We start from the raw sequence: 18,749 nt of genomic DNA on the forward strand, positions 1-18,749 counted from the left end.
GGAGAGACATCAATGATATCTTTGAAAACGCCGCGTGATTATCATACAGATCCGTTTATAGTCATCTGGGAGGTTACACGAGCTTGTGCTTTAAAGTGCCTTCACTGTAGAGCGGAAGCTCAGTACAAACCTGATCCTCGCCAACTGACACTAGAAGAAGGTAAGAAGCTTATAGATCAAATCGCTGAAATGAATCATCCATTGGTTGTATTCACAGGCGGAGATCCTTTGATGCGTCCTGATCTGTTTGAACTGGCTCGATATGCAATTGAAGAGAAAAATCTGTCGGTTTCGATGACCCCCAGTGCCACCCCTAAAGTGACACGAGCAGCGGTAGAAAAAGCAAAGCAAGTTGGGTTATCGCGGTGGGCGTTTAGTCTGGACGGTTCATGTGCAGACATTCACGATCATTTTCGGGGTACAGCGGGTTCTTACGATACGACCATGCGAGGAATTGGTTATTTAAAGGAACTGAATATCCCTATTCAAGTGAACACTACGGTGTCCCGGTACAATCTTCATGATCTGGAGCAAATTGCAGAAAGGGTAAAGGAAATGCAGGCCGTGTTATGGAGTTTATTTTTCCTTGTTCCAACTGGACGTGGCATGGAGAAAGATATGATTACTCCTGATGAGCATGAAGCCGTAATGAAATGGTTGTATCAAATACAGCAACAGATGCCGTACGGTGTGAAGGCTACAGAAGCTCCTCACTACCGGAGGGTTGTACTGCAGCAAAAGCACAGAGCAGGTGAGAGCAGTGTAGCAGACGGACAAAAGAGGGCAGATGTTTTAGGACGTGCTCCTAAAGGCGTAAATGACGGAGATGGATTTGTTTTTATTAGTCATATCGGCGAAGTATACCCGAGCGGTTTCCTGCCTCTTATGTGCGGGAATGTACGAAAGGATAGCTTGGCAGATATTTATCGCAACTCTCCGATCATGATGAATCTTAGAGATAAGTCCCTACTTAAAGGTAAATGTGGAGTCTGTGAATTCAAGACCGTCTGTGGGGGCTCCAGAGCAAGGGCTTTTGCAATAACAGGAGACTATTTAGAGAGTGACCCTTATTGCGCTTATATCCCCGGGGTTGGAGAGGAAAAGTGTTTTCATGAAAAAAGTTCTAAAAAAGTCGTTATTCTCGGTGGAGGAATAAGCGGTTTAAGTGCCGCTTTTTATGTGAAAAAGCTGGCTGAGGATAGGCAGCTTGAAGTAGAAATTACACTGGTGGAGAAAAGTGAACGTCTGGGAGGAAAGCTGCAAACCGTTCGCCAAAACGATTTTATGATCGAAAAAGGACCGGATGCTTTCTTGGCCAGAAAGACAGCAATATTGGATCTAACCATGGAGTTGGGGCTGGAAGCTGAGCTGGTATCGACAAACCCGAAAGCCAAATCTGCTTGCATTTTGCATAAGGGCAAACTTCATACGATGCCGATGGGCTTCATTCTGGGCATTCCAACAAAGCTCACTCCTTTCATTCGGACAGGGCTTATTTCTCCGCTGGGAAAAGCACGGGCAGCCCTGGATTTAATCATTCCAGCGAAGAAAGGTGATGCGGACGAATCTCTAGGTGATTTTATCAAGAGGCGTCTCGGCAAAGAAGTTCTGGATCAGATTACTGAACCTCTGCTGTCTGGAATTTACGCTGGGGATACACATTCCCTGAGCCTCATGTCAACCTTCCCTCAATTTAAACTAATGGAACAAAAGCATGGAAGTCTGATTAAGGGTATGTCTAAAGGGGCTGGAAGAATGCCAGCAGTACAAGACAAACTGCCGGATATCGCTAAGAAAAGTATGTTTCTTTCTTATCGGCTAGGATTATCTACGATCGTGGAGCGGCTAAAGGAAAGGCTGGATACCGTATGTTTTGTTATGGGGCAAGGTGTAGTTGAAGTAAGGAAAGAAAGCGGTTATCAGGTCATTTTAGAACATGGACAAAAAATAGATGCGGATGCGGTGATCTGCGCTGTTCCCGCTTTTGAAGCGGCTACATTATTCTCCGGCGTTGCAAGCGCTAGCTGGTTACACAAGATTCACTATGTTTCCGTAGCCAATATTGCTCTTGCTTATAAAAACACAGATCTTAATCTTGCTTTTGAGGGAACGGGATTTTTAGTCCCCCGCAAAGAAGGCAAAAAGATTACGGCATGTACTTGGTCTTCGACGAAGTGGAGCCATACTGCTCCTGAAGGATATACGCTTTTACGGACCTATATCGGACATGCAGGTGCACAGGAGTGGATTCAGATGACAGACGATCAACTTGTGGATGCCGCGCGTAAAGATTTGAAAGATTTAATGGGCCTGGATGCGGAACCAGAATTCGCCGAAGTCAGTAGGTGCGATCGATCCATGCCGCAATATCCAATTGGACACAAAGAGCATATGGCGAAGATAAGGCAGGACTTCGCACAGGATTTACCGGGTGTTTTTCTATGCGGTGCTGGCTATGGGGGCGTTGGAATTCCAGATTGCATCGCTCAAGGGAAAGAAGCGGCTGAACAGTTGCTTTCTGATTTTTTATAATCAGGCTCTTTCCACTAGTGAAAGAGGGAACCCCCTGATTGGTTCAGCTTTAAGGGAGACGTAGAATGAAAGTTAAGCATAAAATCGAAGTAAGATGGAGGAATGGAAGATGAGCCAGTTAACGGAAGAAACATGGGTGGCGGACATTGTGAAAGCAGTACCCAAAACGGGAGATCTGTTCCGCAAACTGAGGATTGATTTCTGCTGTGGAGGGAAAATATCGCTCCGTGAAGCAGCAGCCAATCGAGGCCTCCACGCTGGTGAACTGCTGACGCAGATACATGAAGTGGAAGAAAAGCAGGCACAGCATAAGCAAATGCAACCTCCTTCACTCGAACCAAAAGAACTAATCGCCTATATTCAAAATGAGTATCATACGAAGCTTCGGGAAGAACTATCGGCGTTAACGCCGTATGTAACCAAACTAACGCGGGTTCACGGCGAACGTTATCCGCATCTCAAGCGAGTTAATGAACTGTTCACCTTGCTTAAACAGGAATTATCGGAACATATTCAAAATGAGGAGGACCTTGTGTTTCCGATGATTGAAGCATTTTTAGAAGAATCAACAGTGGAACGAGCAGATGCGTTAAATCCAACTTTATCCAAGTTGCAAGACGAGCATCAAACGGTGGTGGAATTCCTGAAGGAAATGCGCTTGATCACAAACGGCTTTGAGCCGATGCAGGAAGCTTGTGGTACGCACCGTCTCGTATTGAAGCGGTTAGAAGACCTGGAAGCAGATATTTTTAATCATATTCTTCTTGAAAATTGTACACTGATCGAACGTACGAGACAGGCACAGCTAATAGCGAAACCCATTAATTGATGATGAATTAACATGAGGAGCCGAACCAATTGCAAAAATTAATTAAAAGTAGCACTGTTTTCGTTTTGGTTATTTCCATCATTTTATTATTATCAGGATGCGGTACGAAACAACAACTAGATTCAAATGTTGGCAGCGCGGGTCAGAACGGATCTTCCAACCAGACATCTTCGAAAACGGCTGAAACTATTGAGCTTACCATATCCGCAGCAGCAAGTTTAACGGATGCGCTCAAAGAAATTCAGCATTCATACGAATCAATCCATACAGGCATCAAATTGAATTTTAACTTCGGCGGCTCTGGTGCGCTGGAAAAACAAATTGAGCAAGGAGCGCCGTCGGATTTGTTTCTGTCCGCTTCGACCAAAAATATGAAGTCCCTTGTTGATCAGCAGTTAATAGATACGAAAAAACAAAAAACGTGGCTGACGAATGAATTGGTCGCGGTTATCCCTGCAGACGGGACGATGAACATCGCGAGTGTAACCGATTTAACAAAAAAAGAAGTGAAGAAAGTTGCGATCGGAATTCCTGAAAGTGTTCCAGCGGGTAACTACGCACAGGAAGCACTGACGAAAGCGAAGCTTTGGGACACGTTACAGAGCAAGCTGGTTCAAGCGAAAGACGTTAGACAAGTGCTGCAATATGTGGAAACTGGGAATGCAGATGTCGGATTTGTATATAAAACAGATGCATTGACTTCACAAAAGGCAAAAATCGCCTTTGAAGTGGATCCCAAAACCTATTCACCTGTTGAGTATCCAATCGGGATTGTCAAAGCTTCAAAGCACATTCAAGAAGCCGAAGACTTTTATGCATACCTACAATCGCAAGAATCTCTGAATATTATGGCTAAGTATGGATTTACCATACCGAAGTGAACATGCAAGATATAGATTGGAATGAATATTGGTCTCCTATCCGATTATCGTTGCAGGTTGCACTGTTATCCAGCGTTCTGGTAATCATATTAGGCTTGCTTGTGGCATGGTCCATGTCGCGGTTAGGATTATTTAAAGGGAAAACGGTCGTTGAAACCGTGCTTATGCTGCCCTTGGTACTCCCACCGACGGTTGTTGGTTTTTTACTACTAATATTACTTGGACGAAAAAGCGGGTTCGGACGTTTTGTAGAGCAATGGTTTGGAGAACCTATTATATTCTCGTGGTGGGCAGGGGTTATAGCAGCGGTGGTAGTGGCTTTTCCTCTTGTCTATCGGACGCTGAGAATGGGATTGTCTTCTGTTGACCGGGACTTGGAAAACGCGGGACGTTCGATGGGTGCAAGTGAATGGCAGGTTTTCCGATATATCACCTTCCCTTTAATTTTCCCTTCTTTTAAAGCCGCCTTTATACTCGGTTTTGCCCGCGGTCTGGGCGAATTTGGTGCTACGCTGATGATTGCCGGAAATATTCCGGGTAAAACACAAACGATTCCGACGGCCATTTATATTGCGGTGGATGCTGGTCATCTTCCTATGGCCTGGGCCTGGACATGCTCTATCGTACTCATTTCTTTTATCATGCTCCTGTTAACGGGCCAAAAGAACAATTAATCACTTCATATAAGCTTCCCTTTAGTAGAGGGAGGCTTTTTTGTATCTTTCCATAGAACGAGGGATTTCCTGTAGCACTATAGGACATTCCCTAATGGGAACAGAGATGAATGAATTACATAATGAGAGTAAGCGAATGAGTCTTCCCTTGGAACTTGCGTTGGGATGATTCTTTCTAAAAAGGAGTGTTGGTCATCGATGAAAAAAAAATACAACCTCAACTTTTTTAAACCGATCGAAAGCTATTCGGGAAATTGGTCAATCCTTGAGGAAAAAAATAGAGAATGGGAGAACGTGTACCGTCAGCGTTGGTCTCATGACAAAGTGGTTCGGACGACTCATGGAGTGAACTGCACCGGTTCCTGTAGCTGGAAGGTTTTTGTCAAAAACGGCATCATTACCTGGGAAAATCAACAGATCGATTATCCTTCCTGCGGTGTAGATATGCCAGAATTTGAACCGCGCGGATGCCCGCGTGGGGCTACATTTTCCTGGTATGAATACAGTCCATTACGGGTGAAATACCCTTATATGCGCGGTAAGCTGTTGCGGCTTTGGCAGGCAGCCATCCAGGAACATGCCAATCCGGTGGAAGCATGGGCAAGCATTGTGGAAGATCCGGAGAAAGCCAAGCTCTACAAATCAGCTCGCGGAAAAGGCGGTCATGTCCGTGTCGCTTGGGACGATGTCCTGCGTCTGATCTCGGCGCAGCTCATCTATACCATTCGTAAGTATGGTCCCGACCGCATCGCGGGCTTTACGCCAATCCCGGCGATGTCAATGATAAGCTACGCTTCAGGAGCCCGATTCATTTCGCTTCTCGGTGGACAGATGTTGAGTTTCTATGATTGGTATGCCGACCTTCCGCCTTCATCTCCTCAAATTTGGGGTGAGCAGACGGATGTACCGGAATCTTCTGATTGGTACAATGCGGGTTACCTGATCATGTGGGGATCGAACGTACCACTTACCCGGACGCCAGACGCTCATTTTATGACGGAAGTACGTTATAAGGGAACAAAAGTCGTATCAGTGGCTCCCGACTTGGCGGAGAATGTGAAGTTCGCTGACAACTGGCTTGCACCACATCCGGGTACAGATGCTGCCGTAGCCCAGGCTATGACGCATGTTATTCTCGATGAGTTCTACAAAGAGCGCCAAGAACCGATGTTCATTAACTATGCCAAACAATATACGGATATGCCGTTTATGATTCTGCTTGATCCACACGAAGGAGTCTGGAAAGGTGGACGTTTTCTACGGGCGAGTGACCTTGGGGATGTATCGCCGCATGCAGACTGGAAGCCAGTCATATATGACGAAGCGGCGGGGGAAATGCTGGTCCCGAACGGTACGATGGGACAGCGCTGGGAGCAGGATAAGAAATGGAACCTGATTCTGGAACGGGAAGATGGAACAAAGGTTGAGCCCGCGCTCACTGTGGAAGGTCATGGCGAGCAATGGGAAGAAGTCGTATTCCCTTACTTTGATAACGCCGGTAATGGAACGTTCAAACGTGTAATTCCAGCCAAAAAAGTACGCTTGGCAGATGGCTCGGAACGTTACGTAGCAACCGTGTACGATTTGATGATGAGCCAGTACGGTGTCGCACGCAATGACAGCCCTCATAACGCCAAGAATTATTACGACGAGGCTTCGCATTATACCCCTGCCTGGCAGGAGAAGATCACAGGTGTGAAGGCGTCAGTTGTGGTACAGATTGCTCGGGAATTTGCTCAAAATGCTATCGATACTAAAGGGCGCTCCATGATTATTATGGGTGCGGGTATCAATCACTGGTTCAATAGTGACACGATCTATCGATCCATCTTGAATCTGGTCGTGTTGACTGCTTCCCAAGGTGTAAACGGTGGAGGCTGGGCGCATTATGTTGGTCAAGAAAAGCTCCGCCCAATCGAAGGCTGGTCAACGATTGCCTTTGCAAAAGACTGGCAAGGGGCGGCTCGGCAGCAAAATGCGACATCATTTTTCTACTTTGCAACGGAGCAGTGGCGTTATGAAGAAAGTGGAACAGACAGCTTGAAGTCACCGATTGGCGGGGATGTTAGTTACACACATCCAGCAGACTACAACGTGCTCGCAGCGCGCCTGGGGTGGCTGCCTTCTTATCCACAGTTTAATAAAAACAGCCTGCTGTTCGCTGAAGAGGCGGCACAATTAGGCAAGAAGTCCAACGAGGACATCATTAATCATTCTGTAGAAGAGATTAAATCACGTAAGACACGCTTTGCTGTAGAAGATCCTGGGGCAGCCGAAAACTTCCCGCGTTCACTCTTTGTTTGGCGGTCAAATCTGATTTCCAGTTCGGCGAAGGGACAAGAGTATTTCATGAAACATTTACTCGGAGCATCCGATGCCCTGCTTGCTCGGCCGAATGAAGAACAGAAGCCTGAGGAAATCGTTTGGAGAGAAGATGTAGAAGGAAAGCTTGATCTGATGGTTGCACTTGATTTTCGGATGACAACGACCCCATTGTATGCGGACATCGTGCTTCCGGCTGCAACTTGGTACGAAAAAACAGACTTATCGTCAACAGACATGCATCCTTTCGTTCATCCGTTTAACCCGGCTGTTAATCCACTGTGGGAATCCCGCGCGGACTGGGATATTTACCGCCAGCTTTCTGAGGTCTTTTCGGATATGGCAAAAGAGTACCTACCAGGAATATATAAAGACCTTGTGACCGCACCGCTCTTACACGACAGTATAGGCGAGATTTCACAGTCGATGGGTCTTGTAAAGGATTGGACGAAGGGCGAGATTGAAGCAATTCCGGGTAAAACTATGCCGAATTTCAGTATTATTGAACGCGATTATACAAAAATTCATGATAAATTCATCTCACTCGGTCCGAATTTGATTACCGGCAAAGCAGGTGCACATGGCGTCAGCTTCTCCGTGGCGGACGAATATGAGGAAATGAAAAAGTTGAATGGAGTTTATTATGATGAGTCCATTAAAGACGGGCTACCGAAAATTCAGACAGCTCGCCAAGTGGCCAATGCAATTCTTCACCTTTCATCCGCGACTAATGGACGGGTTTCGCAAAAGGCTTATGAGCGGGCAGAAGAGCTTCACGGTGTGGAACTCAAAGATATCTCGGCCGATCGGGCAGCGGAAAGAATCACCTTCCAAAGTATCACGGCACAGCCGCGTGAAGTTATACCGACACCGGTATTCACTGGATCGAATAAGAAGGGACGCCGCTATTCACCATTTACAACGAATATTGAACGTCTCGTTCCGTTTCGTACTTTGACGGGAAGACAGCATTTTTATATTGATCATGAGATTTTCCAACAATTCGGGGAATCATTGCCAATCTACAAACCGACGCTGCCGCCAATGGTGTTCGGCCCTCGCGACCGGGAAATAAAAGGCGGGCAAGATTCACTTGTGCTCCGTTATCTAACACCGCATGGTAAATGGAATATTCACTCCACCTACCAGGATAACCAGCATATGCTTACATTGTTTCGTGGAGGTCCTACGGTGTGGATCAACAACGAAGATGCAGAGGAACACGATCTTGCCGACAATGACTGGGTAGAGGTATACAACCGTAACGGCGTTGTAACTGCCCGGGCGGTTGTCAGCCACCGGATGCCAAGAGGAACGATGTTCATGTACCATGCTCAGGATAAGCACATTCAAGTGCCAGGCTCTGAAATCACGGATACACGCGGTGGTAGTCATAACGCTCCGACAAGAATTCATCTAAAACCAACTCAGATGGTCGGTGGATATGCTCAGCTTAGTTATGGATTTAACTATTATGGTCCGATCGGAAACCAGCGTGATGTGTACGTTGCGGTACGTAAAATGAAGGAGGTTAACTGGCTTGAAGATTAAAGCTCAAATTGCCATGGTCATGAACCTGGATAAATGTATTGGCTGCCATACGTGCAGCGTGACATGTAAAACAACCTGGACGAACCGCAAAGGTGCGGAATATATGTGGTTTAACAATGTGGAAACCAAACCCGGTATCGGTTATCCGAAGCGGTGGGAAGACCAGGAACTTTATAAAGGTGGCTGGCAGCTCCGCAAAGGGAAATTGGAGCTCAAGTCAGGCAATAAGCTGTCCAAGATAGCACTGGGTAAGATTTTTTACAATCCAGATATGCCGGAAATGAAAGATTATTATGAGCCTTGGACTTATAATTACGAGCAACTGACCAACGCCGGCGAGCAAAAGCATTCACCTGTGGCACGTGCGCATTCTGCGGTAACAGGTGAAAAAATGGATTTGGAATGGGGACCAAACTGGGAAGATGACCTGGCGGGTGCGCATGTAACCGGCCCGCTTGATCCCAATATTCAGAAAATCGAAGAAGAGATTAAATTTAACTTTGAGAAGTCGTTCATGGTTTATCTCCCACGGCTTTGCGAACATTGCCTAAATCCAAGCTGTGTCGCATCATGTCCTTCGGGCGCCATGTACAAACGGGATGAGGACGGAATCGTGCTCGTGGATCAGGAAGCTTGTCGCGGCTGGCGGTATTGCATGACGGGCTGTCCATACAAAAAGGTGTACTTTAACTGGCAGACGAACAAAGCAGAAAAATGTACCTTCTGTTTCCCGCGTGTGGAAGCTGGTCTGCCGACAGTCTGCTCCGAGACATGTACAGGACGAATTCGCTACCTCGGCGTTATGCTGTATGACGCGGATCGGGTGCTTGAGGCCGCTTCTACGCAGGATGAGAAAGAACTTTATAAAGCGCAGTGCGACCTGTTCATGGATCCAAGTGATCCGGCAGTGATTGCTCAAGCGAGAAAAGACGGCATCTCGGAGGACTGGATTGAAGCAGCGCAGAACTCGCCGGTCTACAAGCTTGCTATTGAGCACAAGCTGGCATTCCCGCTTCATCCGGAATATCGCACATTACCTATGGTGTGGTATGTGCCACCACTTAGTCCGATTATGAATTACTTTGAAGGGAAAGACTCGATTGAGAATCCCGATATGATCTTTCCGGCTATCGAAGAGATGCGTACCCCCATTCAGTACCTTGCCAATATGCTAACGGCGGGCGACACGCAAACCGTGAAGGAATCCTTGCAACGAATGGCTATGATGCGCTCCTATATGCGTGCCCAGTCCACAGGACAATCTTTCGATGAAAGCCGTCTTGAGCGCATCGGTATGACACCGCGGCAGACTGAGCAGATGTATCGACTTCTGGCGATTGCCAAGTATGAGGATCGTTTCGTCATTCCGACATCGCATAAAGAAGGATATTCGAATCCGTACCGGGCTCAAGGATCTGCGGGTTACGGCGATACCATGGGAAACATGGGTTCAGGCTCTGGATGTGACGGCTGTAGTATGGCAAGTTCAATGGGCATGGAAGAGCCTTTGAAAACTGGCAAAGAAATGTATGAAGAAAACTTCTACGGGGGTATTTGGCGTGATTAATGTAGCGAAGCTGTATGAATGCAAGCCATCATTCGGGTTTTTCGCCCAGCAACTCATGTACCCAGAAAAGCTGGATTTTCATCCGGCTTTTCTGGAAGCATCGTTTGATCCGAACCATCCGGCATATACGTATGCGAACACCTTCTGGTCCCTTATGCAAGGGTTCAGTATGGAAGAGATTCAGGAAATGTATACAGAAACCTTTGACTTTCAAAAAAATTGTGCACTATATATGACTTACTTCAAATTCGAAGATGCAAAAGAACGGGGACAAATGTTGGTCAAGTTAAAGGTGCTATACGAGATGTACGGACTTGAAATGCCAGATGGAGAGCTGCCAGATTACCTTCCGCTCATGTGTGAATTTCTGTATGCCGCCGAATGGGCGCAAGATCCGAAGACGACAGAAAACTTCCGCATGCCAATCGCGATCCTGGAAGACGGCACATATCATTTGCTTAAAGCACTGGAAAAAATGGAAAGCCCGTATTTTCATCTGGTGAAGGGACTGCGCGAAACGCTTAAAGCTTGCGTAGAACAGGAGGCAGCCGCGCAATGATGATGCTAGAGCAGTTTTTATGGGTCATTTTCCCTTATATGTGCGTGGTCGTCTTTATTGTAGGGCATATTTTCCGCTACAGAAACGATCAGTTCAATTGGACAGCGAAATCAAGTGAGTTTATTGAAAAAAAACAATTGATGATCGGAAGTCTCTTATTCCACCTGGGTATTATACCGGTTATTATGGGTCATGTATCCGGTCTGGGCATACCAAAAACCTGGATGCATGCACTGGGTGTAAACGATCATCTGTATCATATTGGAGCAGTTTATGTTGGTGGAATATTTGGAGCGATGACGTTTCTCGGTATGTTGATTCTTACCTCTCGTCGTTTTACAATACGCAGTGTACGCCGTTTAAGTACAGCGTCTGATTTGATTGTAAACGTATTGCTTTTGGCCATTGTATGCATGGGGATGTTCGCGACTCTCGTGACGAATGCGGTACAGCCGGAATTCGATTATCGGGAGACGATCTCGATCTGGTTCCGCGGTTTATTCATATTCCGTGTTGACCCGACACTGATGAGAGATGTACCAATGTCTTTCAGGCTTCATATACTTATGGGCTTTGCGATTTTTGCATTCTGGCCGTTTACCCGGCTTGTACATGTGTGGAGTGTTCCGTTGAATTATGTGCGTAGAAGTTATATCCTTTACAGAAGACATAAATCGAATTAGGAAAGCGGGCTCTGCCTTCTTTCCTAATTCTATTAGGAGAGAGCGATGAATAATAGGATGGATTATCAAAGGGAGCTTGAGCGAATACGCGAACATTTCGGTTATGATTTCATGGCGCTTGCTCTGGTTGAACCGGCCGAATATCAATACGTAATTAAATGGAAAAATGCAGCCGGTAATTTAAATGATCGCTTTAAGCGGATTGTGCTGCAATCCGGTAAGGGCATAGCAGGAATCGTGTTTAAAACCGGGAAATCCGTTTTCATTCCATCTGTTTATCAATATGTGGGGGCAGACAACCTGTTTAACTATCCGATCGTTCAATCCGAGAAGCTCAAGAGTCTCGGGGCTGTTCCCCTATGGAATGATGCTCGCGTCGCGGGCGTACTGCTTGGTGGATTTCGGGAAGAACAGCTGATGACCGAAGCCATGATGCGTGATTTGGAAGCCTTGGCGCATAGGGGAATTGGAGAGTTGAACGGGAAGGAAGTGATGTGAATTGACATTGTCTGTAGGGACTGGCTCTTTGAGTGCGCTAATGGTGAAGTTGTTTGAGAACAGTACGGAAGCCATTTTCTTTTTTGATAGACAAGGGAATACCCTAGCCATGAACCCGGCAGCTGAGGAGATTGTGGGCGATGATGTCCTCATTCAACTCTATGAAGGGAAGGACAGAGCTTTATGTGGAACATGCAGGGGCTATACAAGTGAAACGGAGCCCCGCACCTGCCTTGACTGTTATTTCAATATGCCAGAATCCAAGGATTTCGCTTCTTTTCAGGTGTATCTGGAAACGAAGAGCAACGGAATGGTTCCCTATGCCGCTTCTTTTCACACCATTGATTCTGAACATGGAACACGGGTGTTGATGTTGAGAGACTTGACTCCGCAATTTCAGACGCAGGAAAAATTGTATCAAAACAAAATGATGAAGCATGTCATTGAAGCGCAGGAAAATGAGCGTAAACGGCTTTCCAGGGAACTGCACGACAGCGTCGCCCAGGAATTGATGAGCGCGGTTGTTGAACTACGGGTGTTAAAATACATGACGAATGATGAACAGCTCATCAAAAACATGAAGCAGACCGAAGCATCTATGACACGATTGCTGGATGATATCCGCAACCTGTCTGTGGAACTACGCCCCGCCACACTTGATGATTTTGGGCTTGAAGCGGCATTTCGTTCCCACTTTAAGAGGGTTGAACAAAGCTTTGGTCTTGTGGTTGAATTTGTGTCAGATCTTCCCCAAAAGCGATATGGAAGTGAAAAGGAAACGGTCATTTACCGTGTCTGCCAAGAGGCTGTTCTCAATGCCTTGAAGTATGCCCAGGTAGACATGGTTAAAGTTTCTTTGACTGAGCACGATCATACGCTTCGTTTGACTGTAGAGGACGAAGGAATTGGCTTTGAAAAGGGGAGCAATCCTATTGGAACGGGATTAGGTTTATATGGTATGCAAGAGCGAGCAGAGCTGGTAGGCGGAAGTTTTGGCGTCCTTTCAAATGTTGGTCAGGGAACCAAAGTCTTTTTACAAATTCCGATTGGCCAAGAGGAGGAATAGAGACTTGATCAAAATTGTGTTAGCGGATGACCATGCTATTGTACGAAGCGGATTTTCCATGATTTTGAACTTCCAATCGGATATGGAGGTTGTCGGTACGGCTGCAGATGGCATTGAAGCGTATACGATGGTAGCTAAATATCGTCCGGATATTCTAATCATGGACCTCAGCATGCCCCCAGGCGAAAGTGGATTGATCGCCACAGGCAAGATTAAAGAGGACCACCCTGATACTAAAATTCTGATTCTGACCATGCATGACGATGAAGAATATCTTTTTCATATTTTAAAGAATGGTGCTTCAGGATACGTTTTGAAAAATGCTCCAGATGAGGAGCTATTGCTTGCTATACGAACCATTCATGGGGGTGGGACTTATATCCATCCTAAAATGGCCACCTCTCTCGTTCGTGAGTTCATCAAAAAAGATACGACGTCACAATCAGAAGATCCGTATGAGATCCTGTCCAAGCGGGAATTGGAGATTCTGCCTCTGGTCGCAAAAGGTTACGGTAACAAGGAAGTTGCGGAAAAGCTGTTCATCTCTGTCAAGACGGTGGAAGCGAACAAAGCGAAAATCATGGAAAAATTGAATTTAAGAAGCCGGCCTGAACTGGTCCAATATGCATTAAAGAAAAAAATGCTGGATTTTTAGCCGATGAATGGAGGAAATCCGCGTGCTGGAAAATAAATTGCGCTTTTCCAAACCTGCCATGCGTATTCTTGAAAATGAGCATCGATATCTAACATATCTGATGGATGAATGGCATGCCATTGTATTGTGGTTTGAGCAGCACAGAATACTAGATTTGGAAGAAGGCCGCAAGCAACTGGAAAAACTGAGAATGCAGATTATCGATTTTAGGGTACCCCTCAAGAAACATACCGAAAAGGAAGAAGAACACTTCTTTTCTCTGCTAGGAACCTACATTGGTTTTGAACAGGGACCGCTCGTCGGTATACAGGAGGAGCACCGTGAAATAGAAGGCTATATCGATCATTTTCTTCATCAGACGGAGGGCGATCTGAGTTTGCTCACGCTTGATGAGATTCAGGAGGCGACCAAGAACGCGGGAGAGGCCTTCGAAGTCCTGACTGTACATTTTATAAAAGAAGAAACCGTACTTTTCCCTATGGCAGAGCAACAGATCAATCGGAATGATCTGACCAAGTTATGTGACAAATTAAATACGCTTATCTCTTGAATTGACCAAGCCGCTTCATAAAGAAGCGGCTTTTTATATTTTCAGGGAGTCCCCTGCCAGGTAAAGGGGACTCCCCTATATTCGAACAGATCGGCTAGCGGCTACAATGGGGACAGAAAATTCAAAACAATAATTCGACAGAAAAAACGTTGAAAAGGTGAGTTAAATGATTAGAAAAATGCAGTTGCCGTTACAAACATTGAACTTGATTCTTGGATTCATGGTATGGGTTATCATTTCTTCGCTTATGCCGTTCATTACGGAGGATATTGCTATTCCACCCGGAAAATTGGCCATGGTCACGGCGATTCCGGTCGTACTTGGTTCGATTCTGCGCATTCCGCTTGGTTATTATGCCAACATCTTCGGAGCAAGAATCGTTTTTCTCGTTAGCTTTATTTTGCTTTTGTTTCCCGTCTACTATATCAGTGAAGCTTCTACGATGATGGATTTAATTATCGGTGGCTTGTTCCTTGGGATTGGAGGAGCTGTGTTCTCGGTTGGGGTGACTTCGCTGCCGAAGTATTACCCAAAGGAAAAGCATGGGTTTGTAAATGGGATGTATGGTATAGGAAATTTGGGAACAGCCATCACTACCTTCTCGGCCCCTATTGTGGCTACCCAAATTGGCTGGGCCCCTACAGTGAAGCTGTATCTCATTCTGCTGCTTGTTTTTATCGTTTTGAATTTTCTCTTAGGGGACCGTCATGAAGCTAAAGTAAAGACGCCCATTATGGAACAGATTAAAGGAGTTTACAAAAATGAGAAGCTTTGGTTTTTCTCACTCTTTTATTTTATTACATTTGGCTCATTTGTAGCGTTCACGGTGTACTTGCCGAATTTCCTGGTATCAAATTTTGAACTGACCAAAGTGGATGCAGGGATGCGTACAGCAGGCTTCATTGCGATTGCTACTTTCTTCCGTCCCATCGGTGGCTGGCTGGCGGATCGGTTTCAGCCTCTGTTCCTGCTGGTAGGCACGTTCTCTGTTTATACGGTCGCTGCGATTCTTTTGGCTTTTTCACCAGGGATCACCCTTTATGCAGTAGGCTGCTTGGCGATCGCTGTATGTGCTGGAGTGGGGAACGGCGTCATTTTCAAGCTAGTTCCATTTTATTTTAATAAACAAGCAGGTATAGTTAACGGAATTGTATCCATGATGGGCGGTCTCGGTGGCTTTTTCCCTCCGATCTTGTTGTCGACGATTCATGCCGTTACTGGCCATTATTCCATTGGATTCATGCTACTCTCCCAAGTGGCGCTGGCTAGCCTGATCCTCGTCATATGGCTGTATTATCAAGGGACACAATCTAATGAATGAGCGTTATTCCAGACAAATCTTATTTAGACCTATTGGTGGCGAAGGGCAGCGTAATCTATCCGCTGCTGTCGTCACCATTATTGGTTGCGGGGCACTGGGTTCCGCCATTGCCGAAACATTGGTAAGAGCGGGCGTTGGGGAGCTTCATCTTGTCGACAGGGATTATGTAGAGATGTCGAATCTGCAACGTCAGCAGCTGTTTACGGAGCAGGACGCCGCGGAAATGCAGCCTAAGGTCATGGCAGCCGAAAAAAGGCTGAAAGCCATACGAGAAGACGTGCGGTTGTACACATATCTCGATAATTTGGATGCCGAGCTTGTTCAAGAACTTGCCAGCAAAAGTATATTGCTGATGGATGCTACGGACAATTTCGAAACTCGTCTGCTTATCAACGATGCTGCACTGAAGGCAGGAATTCCATGGATTTACGGAGCCTGTGTTGGAAGCACAGGCGTTGTTTTTCCATTCGTGCCGGGCGAGTCTGCTTGTTTACGCTGCCTTCTGCCATCGTTGCCTGCGATCAATCAGACCTGCGATACGGCTGGAATCATCTCGCCTGCAGTCCAGGTGACAGCCGCCCTCCAATGTGCAGAAGCCATGAAGTGGCTGAGCGGCAGACATGATAAGATGCGCCGCAAGGTTCATCTATTTGATCTATGGGAGAACACGCAGATGGACATAGGGATTTCCCGCATCCGTAACCAAGATTGTCCAACCTGTGGAGAATATCCTACGTTTCCTGCACTGACGGCATCACGTCGCTCGGCGTATGCTGCTCTGTGCGGACGGGATGTGGTACAGGTTCTTCCAGACCCCCATCGTCCGATCACGCTCGATGATGCAGAGAAAATGGGCAGGCTTATAGCAGATAGCGTAAAAAGAACTCCTTATTTCGTTGAATTTTATGCTTTTAAGCATCGAATGATTTTATTCAAAAACGGAAGGCTTCTCATACACGGTGTACGAAGTGTTGCCAACGGTCAAAAACTATATCATCAGCTGTTCGGTTAAATGAGATGTAGATACAAAAAGCAGAAATATTTATAAGAGTCTGTCACCGGAAAGTAGCTTGTCCGGTGGCTGGAAGGTGGATAAGATGAGTGTATTTGAAATCGTGACGGAGCCCATTATCCCGCAGGCTTATGCGGATTATGTCCTAAGGCCGGAAGCAGGAGCGGTGACTGTTTTTACAGGGCACGTACGAGAATGGACTCAAGGCGTACGGACCTTATACCTTGCTTATGAGGCCTATGTCCCTATGGCCCAAAAAAAACTCACAGAGATTGGTTGCGAAATCGAACAGAAATGGGAAGGGACACGAGTAGCAATCGCGCACCGCATTGGCGAGCTTCAAATCGGTGATATCGCCGTTGTCATTGCCGTTTCTTCACCTCACCGTTCGGATGCCTATGAGGCGAATGAATACGCGATCGAACGAATCAAAGAAATAGTTCCTATTTGGAAACGAGAGATTTGGGAAGATGGAACGCAGTGGGTCGGAGATCAAAAGAAAAAGCCGGGGGAGATCAGTCATGATTAAGCTGTACTACTTTGCGGGACTCCGTGAGGTGACGGGGAAAACAGAAGAATGGGCAGATTTGGCGGGCCAAACGGTAGGCGATTTATCCAATTGGATAACAGATCAATATCCAGATATGCCGATCAAGTCTGTGCGAATTGCGATAAACGAGGAGTATGCGTTGTCTACGGATGTATTACAGGATGGAGACATTGCAGCCTTCATTCCCCCAGTCAGCGGCGGCTAATGATAATGATGCTAAACAACTAGAAAGGAGGGGGCGTATGAATTTTCATCCACTGAAAGACAAGTTGCAGCGACCGATTCGTGACCTGCGTATATCGGTTACGGACCGCTGCAATTTTCGCTGTTCCTATTGCATGCCCAAAGAAATTTTCGGTGACGATTACGCCTTTCTTCCCCAAAATGAATGTCTGTCGTTTGAAGAGATTCACCGGCTGACGAAGCTCTTTGTATCCCTGGGTGTAAAAAAGATCCGACTCACGGGCGGCGAACCATTAATGCGCAGGAATCTACCTGACCTGGTCTCCCAAATCCTGTCCATTGACGGAGTGGAAGATGTCGGCTTGACCACCAACGGTGTGCTGCTAGGACAGCAGGCTAAGCCCCTCTATGACGCGGGGCTACGACGGCTTAACGTCAGTCTGGACGCTCTGGACCCCGAGCTGTTTGGGCGGTTGAATGGGCGGGGATTAAGCCTGATGTTATTTTGAAGCAGATCGAATATGCAAGAGAAATCGGCTTTGAAATCAAGGTCAATATGGTAGTTCAAAAAGGCGTTAATGACTCGGAGATTTTGCCGATGGCCGCTTATTTAAAGGAGCAGGGAATAACCCTTCGCTTTATCGAGTTTATGGATGTAGGTAATGACAACGGATGGAGCTTCAAAAAGGTACTAACCAAAAAAGAAATCGTTGAACGACTTAAGAATGCGTACGAGCTGGAGCCGATGGATCGGGATTACTTTGGAGAAGTGGCAAAGCGTTACCGTTATAAAGACAGCGATGCACAGATTGGTTTTATTACTTCGGTTTCTGAATCGTTTTGTTCGTCTTGCACACGTGCCCGCTTATCGTGCGATGGCAAGTTTTATACATGTTTGTTTGCTTCAGGAGGATTTGATTTACGCCAGCTGCTTCGTAATGGAGCGAATGACCAGGAATTACTCGATGTGATTACTTCAGTATGGGAACAACGCACAGACCGATATTCCGATGAACGTAATGAACAGACGGCAAAAAACAAAAAAAAGATTAGCATGTCCTACATTGGCGGCTGACATTTTATACCATGAGAGTGTGCTGTATTTGATGTGGTTGCTCCAAAAAAGAAAGCGCAAACATTTTTGTTGGCAAAACTTAAAAACGATGTTATTATGATCTTGGGATTGTTACTGAAAAGGCAAAACCCGAGGCATGGAATTAGATTTCCATGTGTTGGGTTTTGCCTTTTCTTTTTAGAATACAAGCTTTACGATATCCTGCATGATATGAATATCTGGCCCAGCCATAACGCAGAAA

The 18,749-nt window shown here is 46.2% G+C and carries 16 protein-coding genes and 2 pseudogenes; all 18 read left to right on the forward strand.

All coding sequences use genetic code 11. The features are described 5' to 3' along the window. Positions 1–12 precede the first annotated feature (12 nt). A pseudogene (locus ASL14_RS27485) lies at positions 13–1,101 on the forward strand (TIGR04053 family radical SAM/SPASM domain-containing protein); the annotation flags it as partial. Further along, positions 1,081–2,532 carry a protoporphyrinogen oxidase gene (gene hemG, locus ASL14_RS27490; protein ID WP_189338274.1) on the forward strand — a complete coding sequence of 484 codons (1,452 nt, stop codon included), beginning with the start codon at positions 1,081–1,083 and terminating at the stop codon, positions 2,530–2,532. The pseudogene ASL14_RS27485 and the gene hemG, both read left to right, overlap by 21 nt. A 109-nt stretch (positions 2,533–2,641) precedes the next feature. Further along, a complete protein-coding gene (gene ric, locus ASL14_RS20800; RefSeq protein ID WP_134913288.1) occupies positions 2,642–3,361 on the forward strand; it encodes an iron-sulfur cluster repair di-iron protein in 720 nt (239 codons plus the stop codon). A 29-nt stretch (positions 3,362–3,390) separates the two neighbouring features. Further along, entirely contained in the window at positions 3,391–4,242 is an 852-nt protein-coding gene (gene modA / locus ASL14_RS20805; protein ID WP_134913289.1) for a molybdate ABC transporter substrate-binding protein, read from the forward strand. Further along, positions 4,239–4,916 (forward strand): molybdate ABC transporter permease subunit, encoded by a 678-nt coding sequence (gene modB / locus ASL14_RS20810; protein WP_134913290.1) that lies wholly within the window; start codon positions 4,239–4,241, stop codon positions 4,914–4,916. The genes modA and modB overlap by 4 nt, the downstream gene beginning before the upstream one ends. Before the next feature lie 198 nt (positions 4,917–5,114). Continuing rightward, the gene (locus tag ASL14_RS20815) at positions 5,115–8,789 is read left to right on the forward strand and encodes a nitrate reductase subunit alpha (protein WP_134913291.1); all 3,675 of its coding nucleotides are present in this window, start codon (positions 5,115–5,117) and stop codon (positions 8,787–8,789) included. Next, positions 8,779–10,356 carry a nitrate reductase subunit beta gene (gene narH / locus ASL14_RS20820; protein WP_028542275.1) on the forward strand — a complete coding sequence of 526 codons (1,578 nt, stop codon included), beginning with the start codon at positions 8,779–8,781 and terminating at the stop codon, positions 10,354–10,356. Before ASL14_RS20815 ends, narH begins: the two co-directional genes overlap by 11 nt. Beyond that, positions 10,349–10,915 (forward strand): nitrate reductase molybdenum cofactor assembly chaperone, encoded by a 567-nt coding sequence (gene narJ / locus ASL14_RS20825; RefSeq protein WP_134913292.1) that lies wholly within the window; start codon positions 10,349–10,351, stop codon positions 10,913–10,915. Before narH ends, narJ begins: the two co-directional genes overlap by 8 nt. Beyond that, positions 10,915–11,598, forward strand: a complete 684-nt coding sequence (gene narI / locus ASL14_RS20830) for a respiratory nitrate reductase subunit gamma (RefSeq protein WP_082067264.1) — start codon at positions 10,915–10,917, stop codon at positions 11,596–11,598. Before narJ ends, narI begins: the two co-directional genes overlap by 1 nt. A 45-nt stretch (positions 11,599–11,643) precedes the next feature. Beyond that, positions 11,644–12,096: a GAF domain-containing protein gene (locus tag ASL14_RS20835; RefSeq protein WP_044647999.1), complete on the forward strand. Its 453-nt coding sequence runs from the start codon at positions 11,644–11,646 to the stop codon at positions 12,094–12,096. Position 12,097: 1 nt separating this feature from the next. After that, entirely contained in the window at positions 12,098–13,162 is a 1,065-nt protein-coding gene (locus tag ASL14_RS20840; RefSeq protein WP_134913293.1) for an ATP-binding protein, read from the forward strand. Positions 13,163–13,169: 7 nt separating this feature from the next. Beyond that, on the forward strand, positions 13,170–13,817 hold the full coding sequence (locus tag ASL14_RS20845; RefSeq protein ID WP_023989699.1) for a response regulator transcription factor: 648 nt from the start codon (positions 13,170–13,172) through the stop codon (positions 13,815–13,817). Between the two features lie 22 nt (positions 13,818–13,839). Further along, positions 13,840–14,367 carry a hemerythrin domain-containing protein gene (locus ASL14_RS20850; RefSeq protein WP_189338191.1) on the forward strand — a complete coding sequence of 176 codons (528 nt, stop codon included), beginning with the start codon at positions 13,840–13,842 and terminating at the stop codon, positions 14,365–14,367. Between the two features lie 166 nt (positions 14,368–14,533). Further along, complete coding sequence (locus ASL14_RS20855) at positions 14,534–15,688, forward strand: nitrate/nitrite transporter (protein ID WP_044647996.1); 1,155 nt, start codon at positions 14,534–14,536, stop codon at positions 15,686–15,688. Next, the gene (locus ASL14_RS20860) at positions 15,681–16,700 is read left to right on the forward strand and encodes a ThiF family adenylyltransferase (protein ID WP_134913295.1); all 1,020 of its coding nucleotides are present in this window, start codon (positions 15,681–15,683) and stop codon (positions 16,698–16,700) included. Before ASL14_RS20855 ends, ASL14_RS20860 begins: the two co-directional genes overlap by 8 nt. Positions 16,701–16,785: 85 nt before the next feature. Then, a complete protein-coding gene (locus ASL14_RS20865; RefSeq protein WP_134913296.1) occupies positions 16,786–17,229 on the forward strand; it encodes a molybdenum cofactor biosynthesis protein MoaE in 444 nt (147 codons plus the stop codon). Further along, on the forward strand, positions 17,222–17,455 hold the full coding sequence (locus ASL14_RS20870) for a MoaD/ThiS family protein (RefSeq protein WP_134913297.1): 234 nt from the start codon (positions 17,222–17,224) through the stop codon (positions 17,453–17,455). Before ASL14_RS20865 ends, ASL14_RS20870 begins: the two co-directional genes overlap by 8 nt. Positions 17,456–17,492: 37 nt before the next feature. Then, positions 17,493–18,508 (forward strand): annotated as a pseudogene (moaA, locus tag ASL14_RS20875) (GTP 3',8-cyclase MoaA). Positions 18,509–18,749 lie beyond the last annotated feature (241 nt).

Source organism: Paenibacillus sp. IHB B 3084 (assembly GCF_001447315.1).
Lineage (GTDB): Bacteria > Bacillota > Bacilli > Paenibacillales > Paenibacillaceae > Paenibacillus.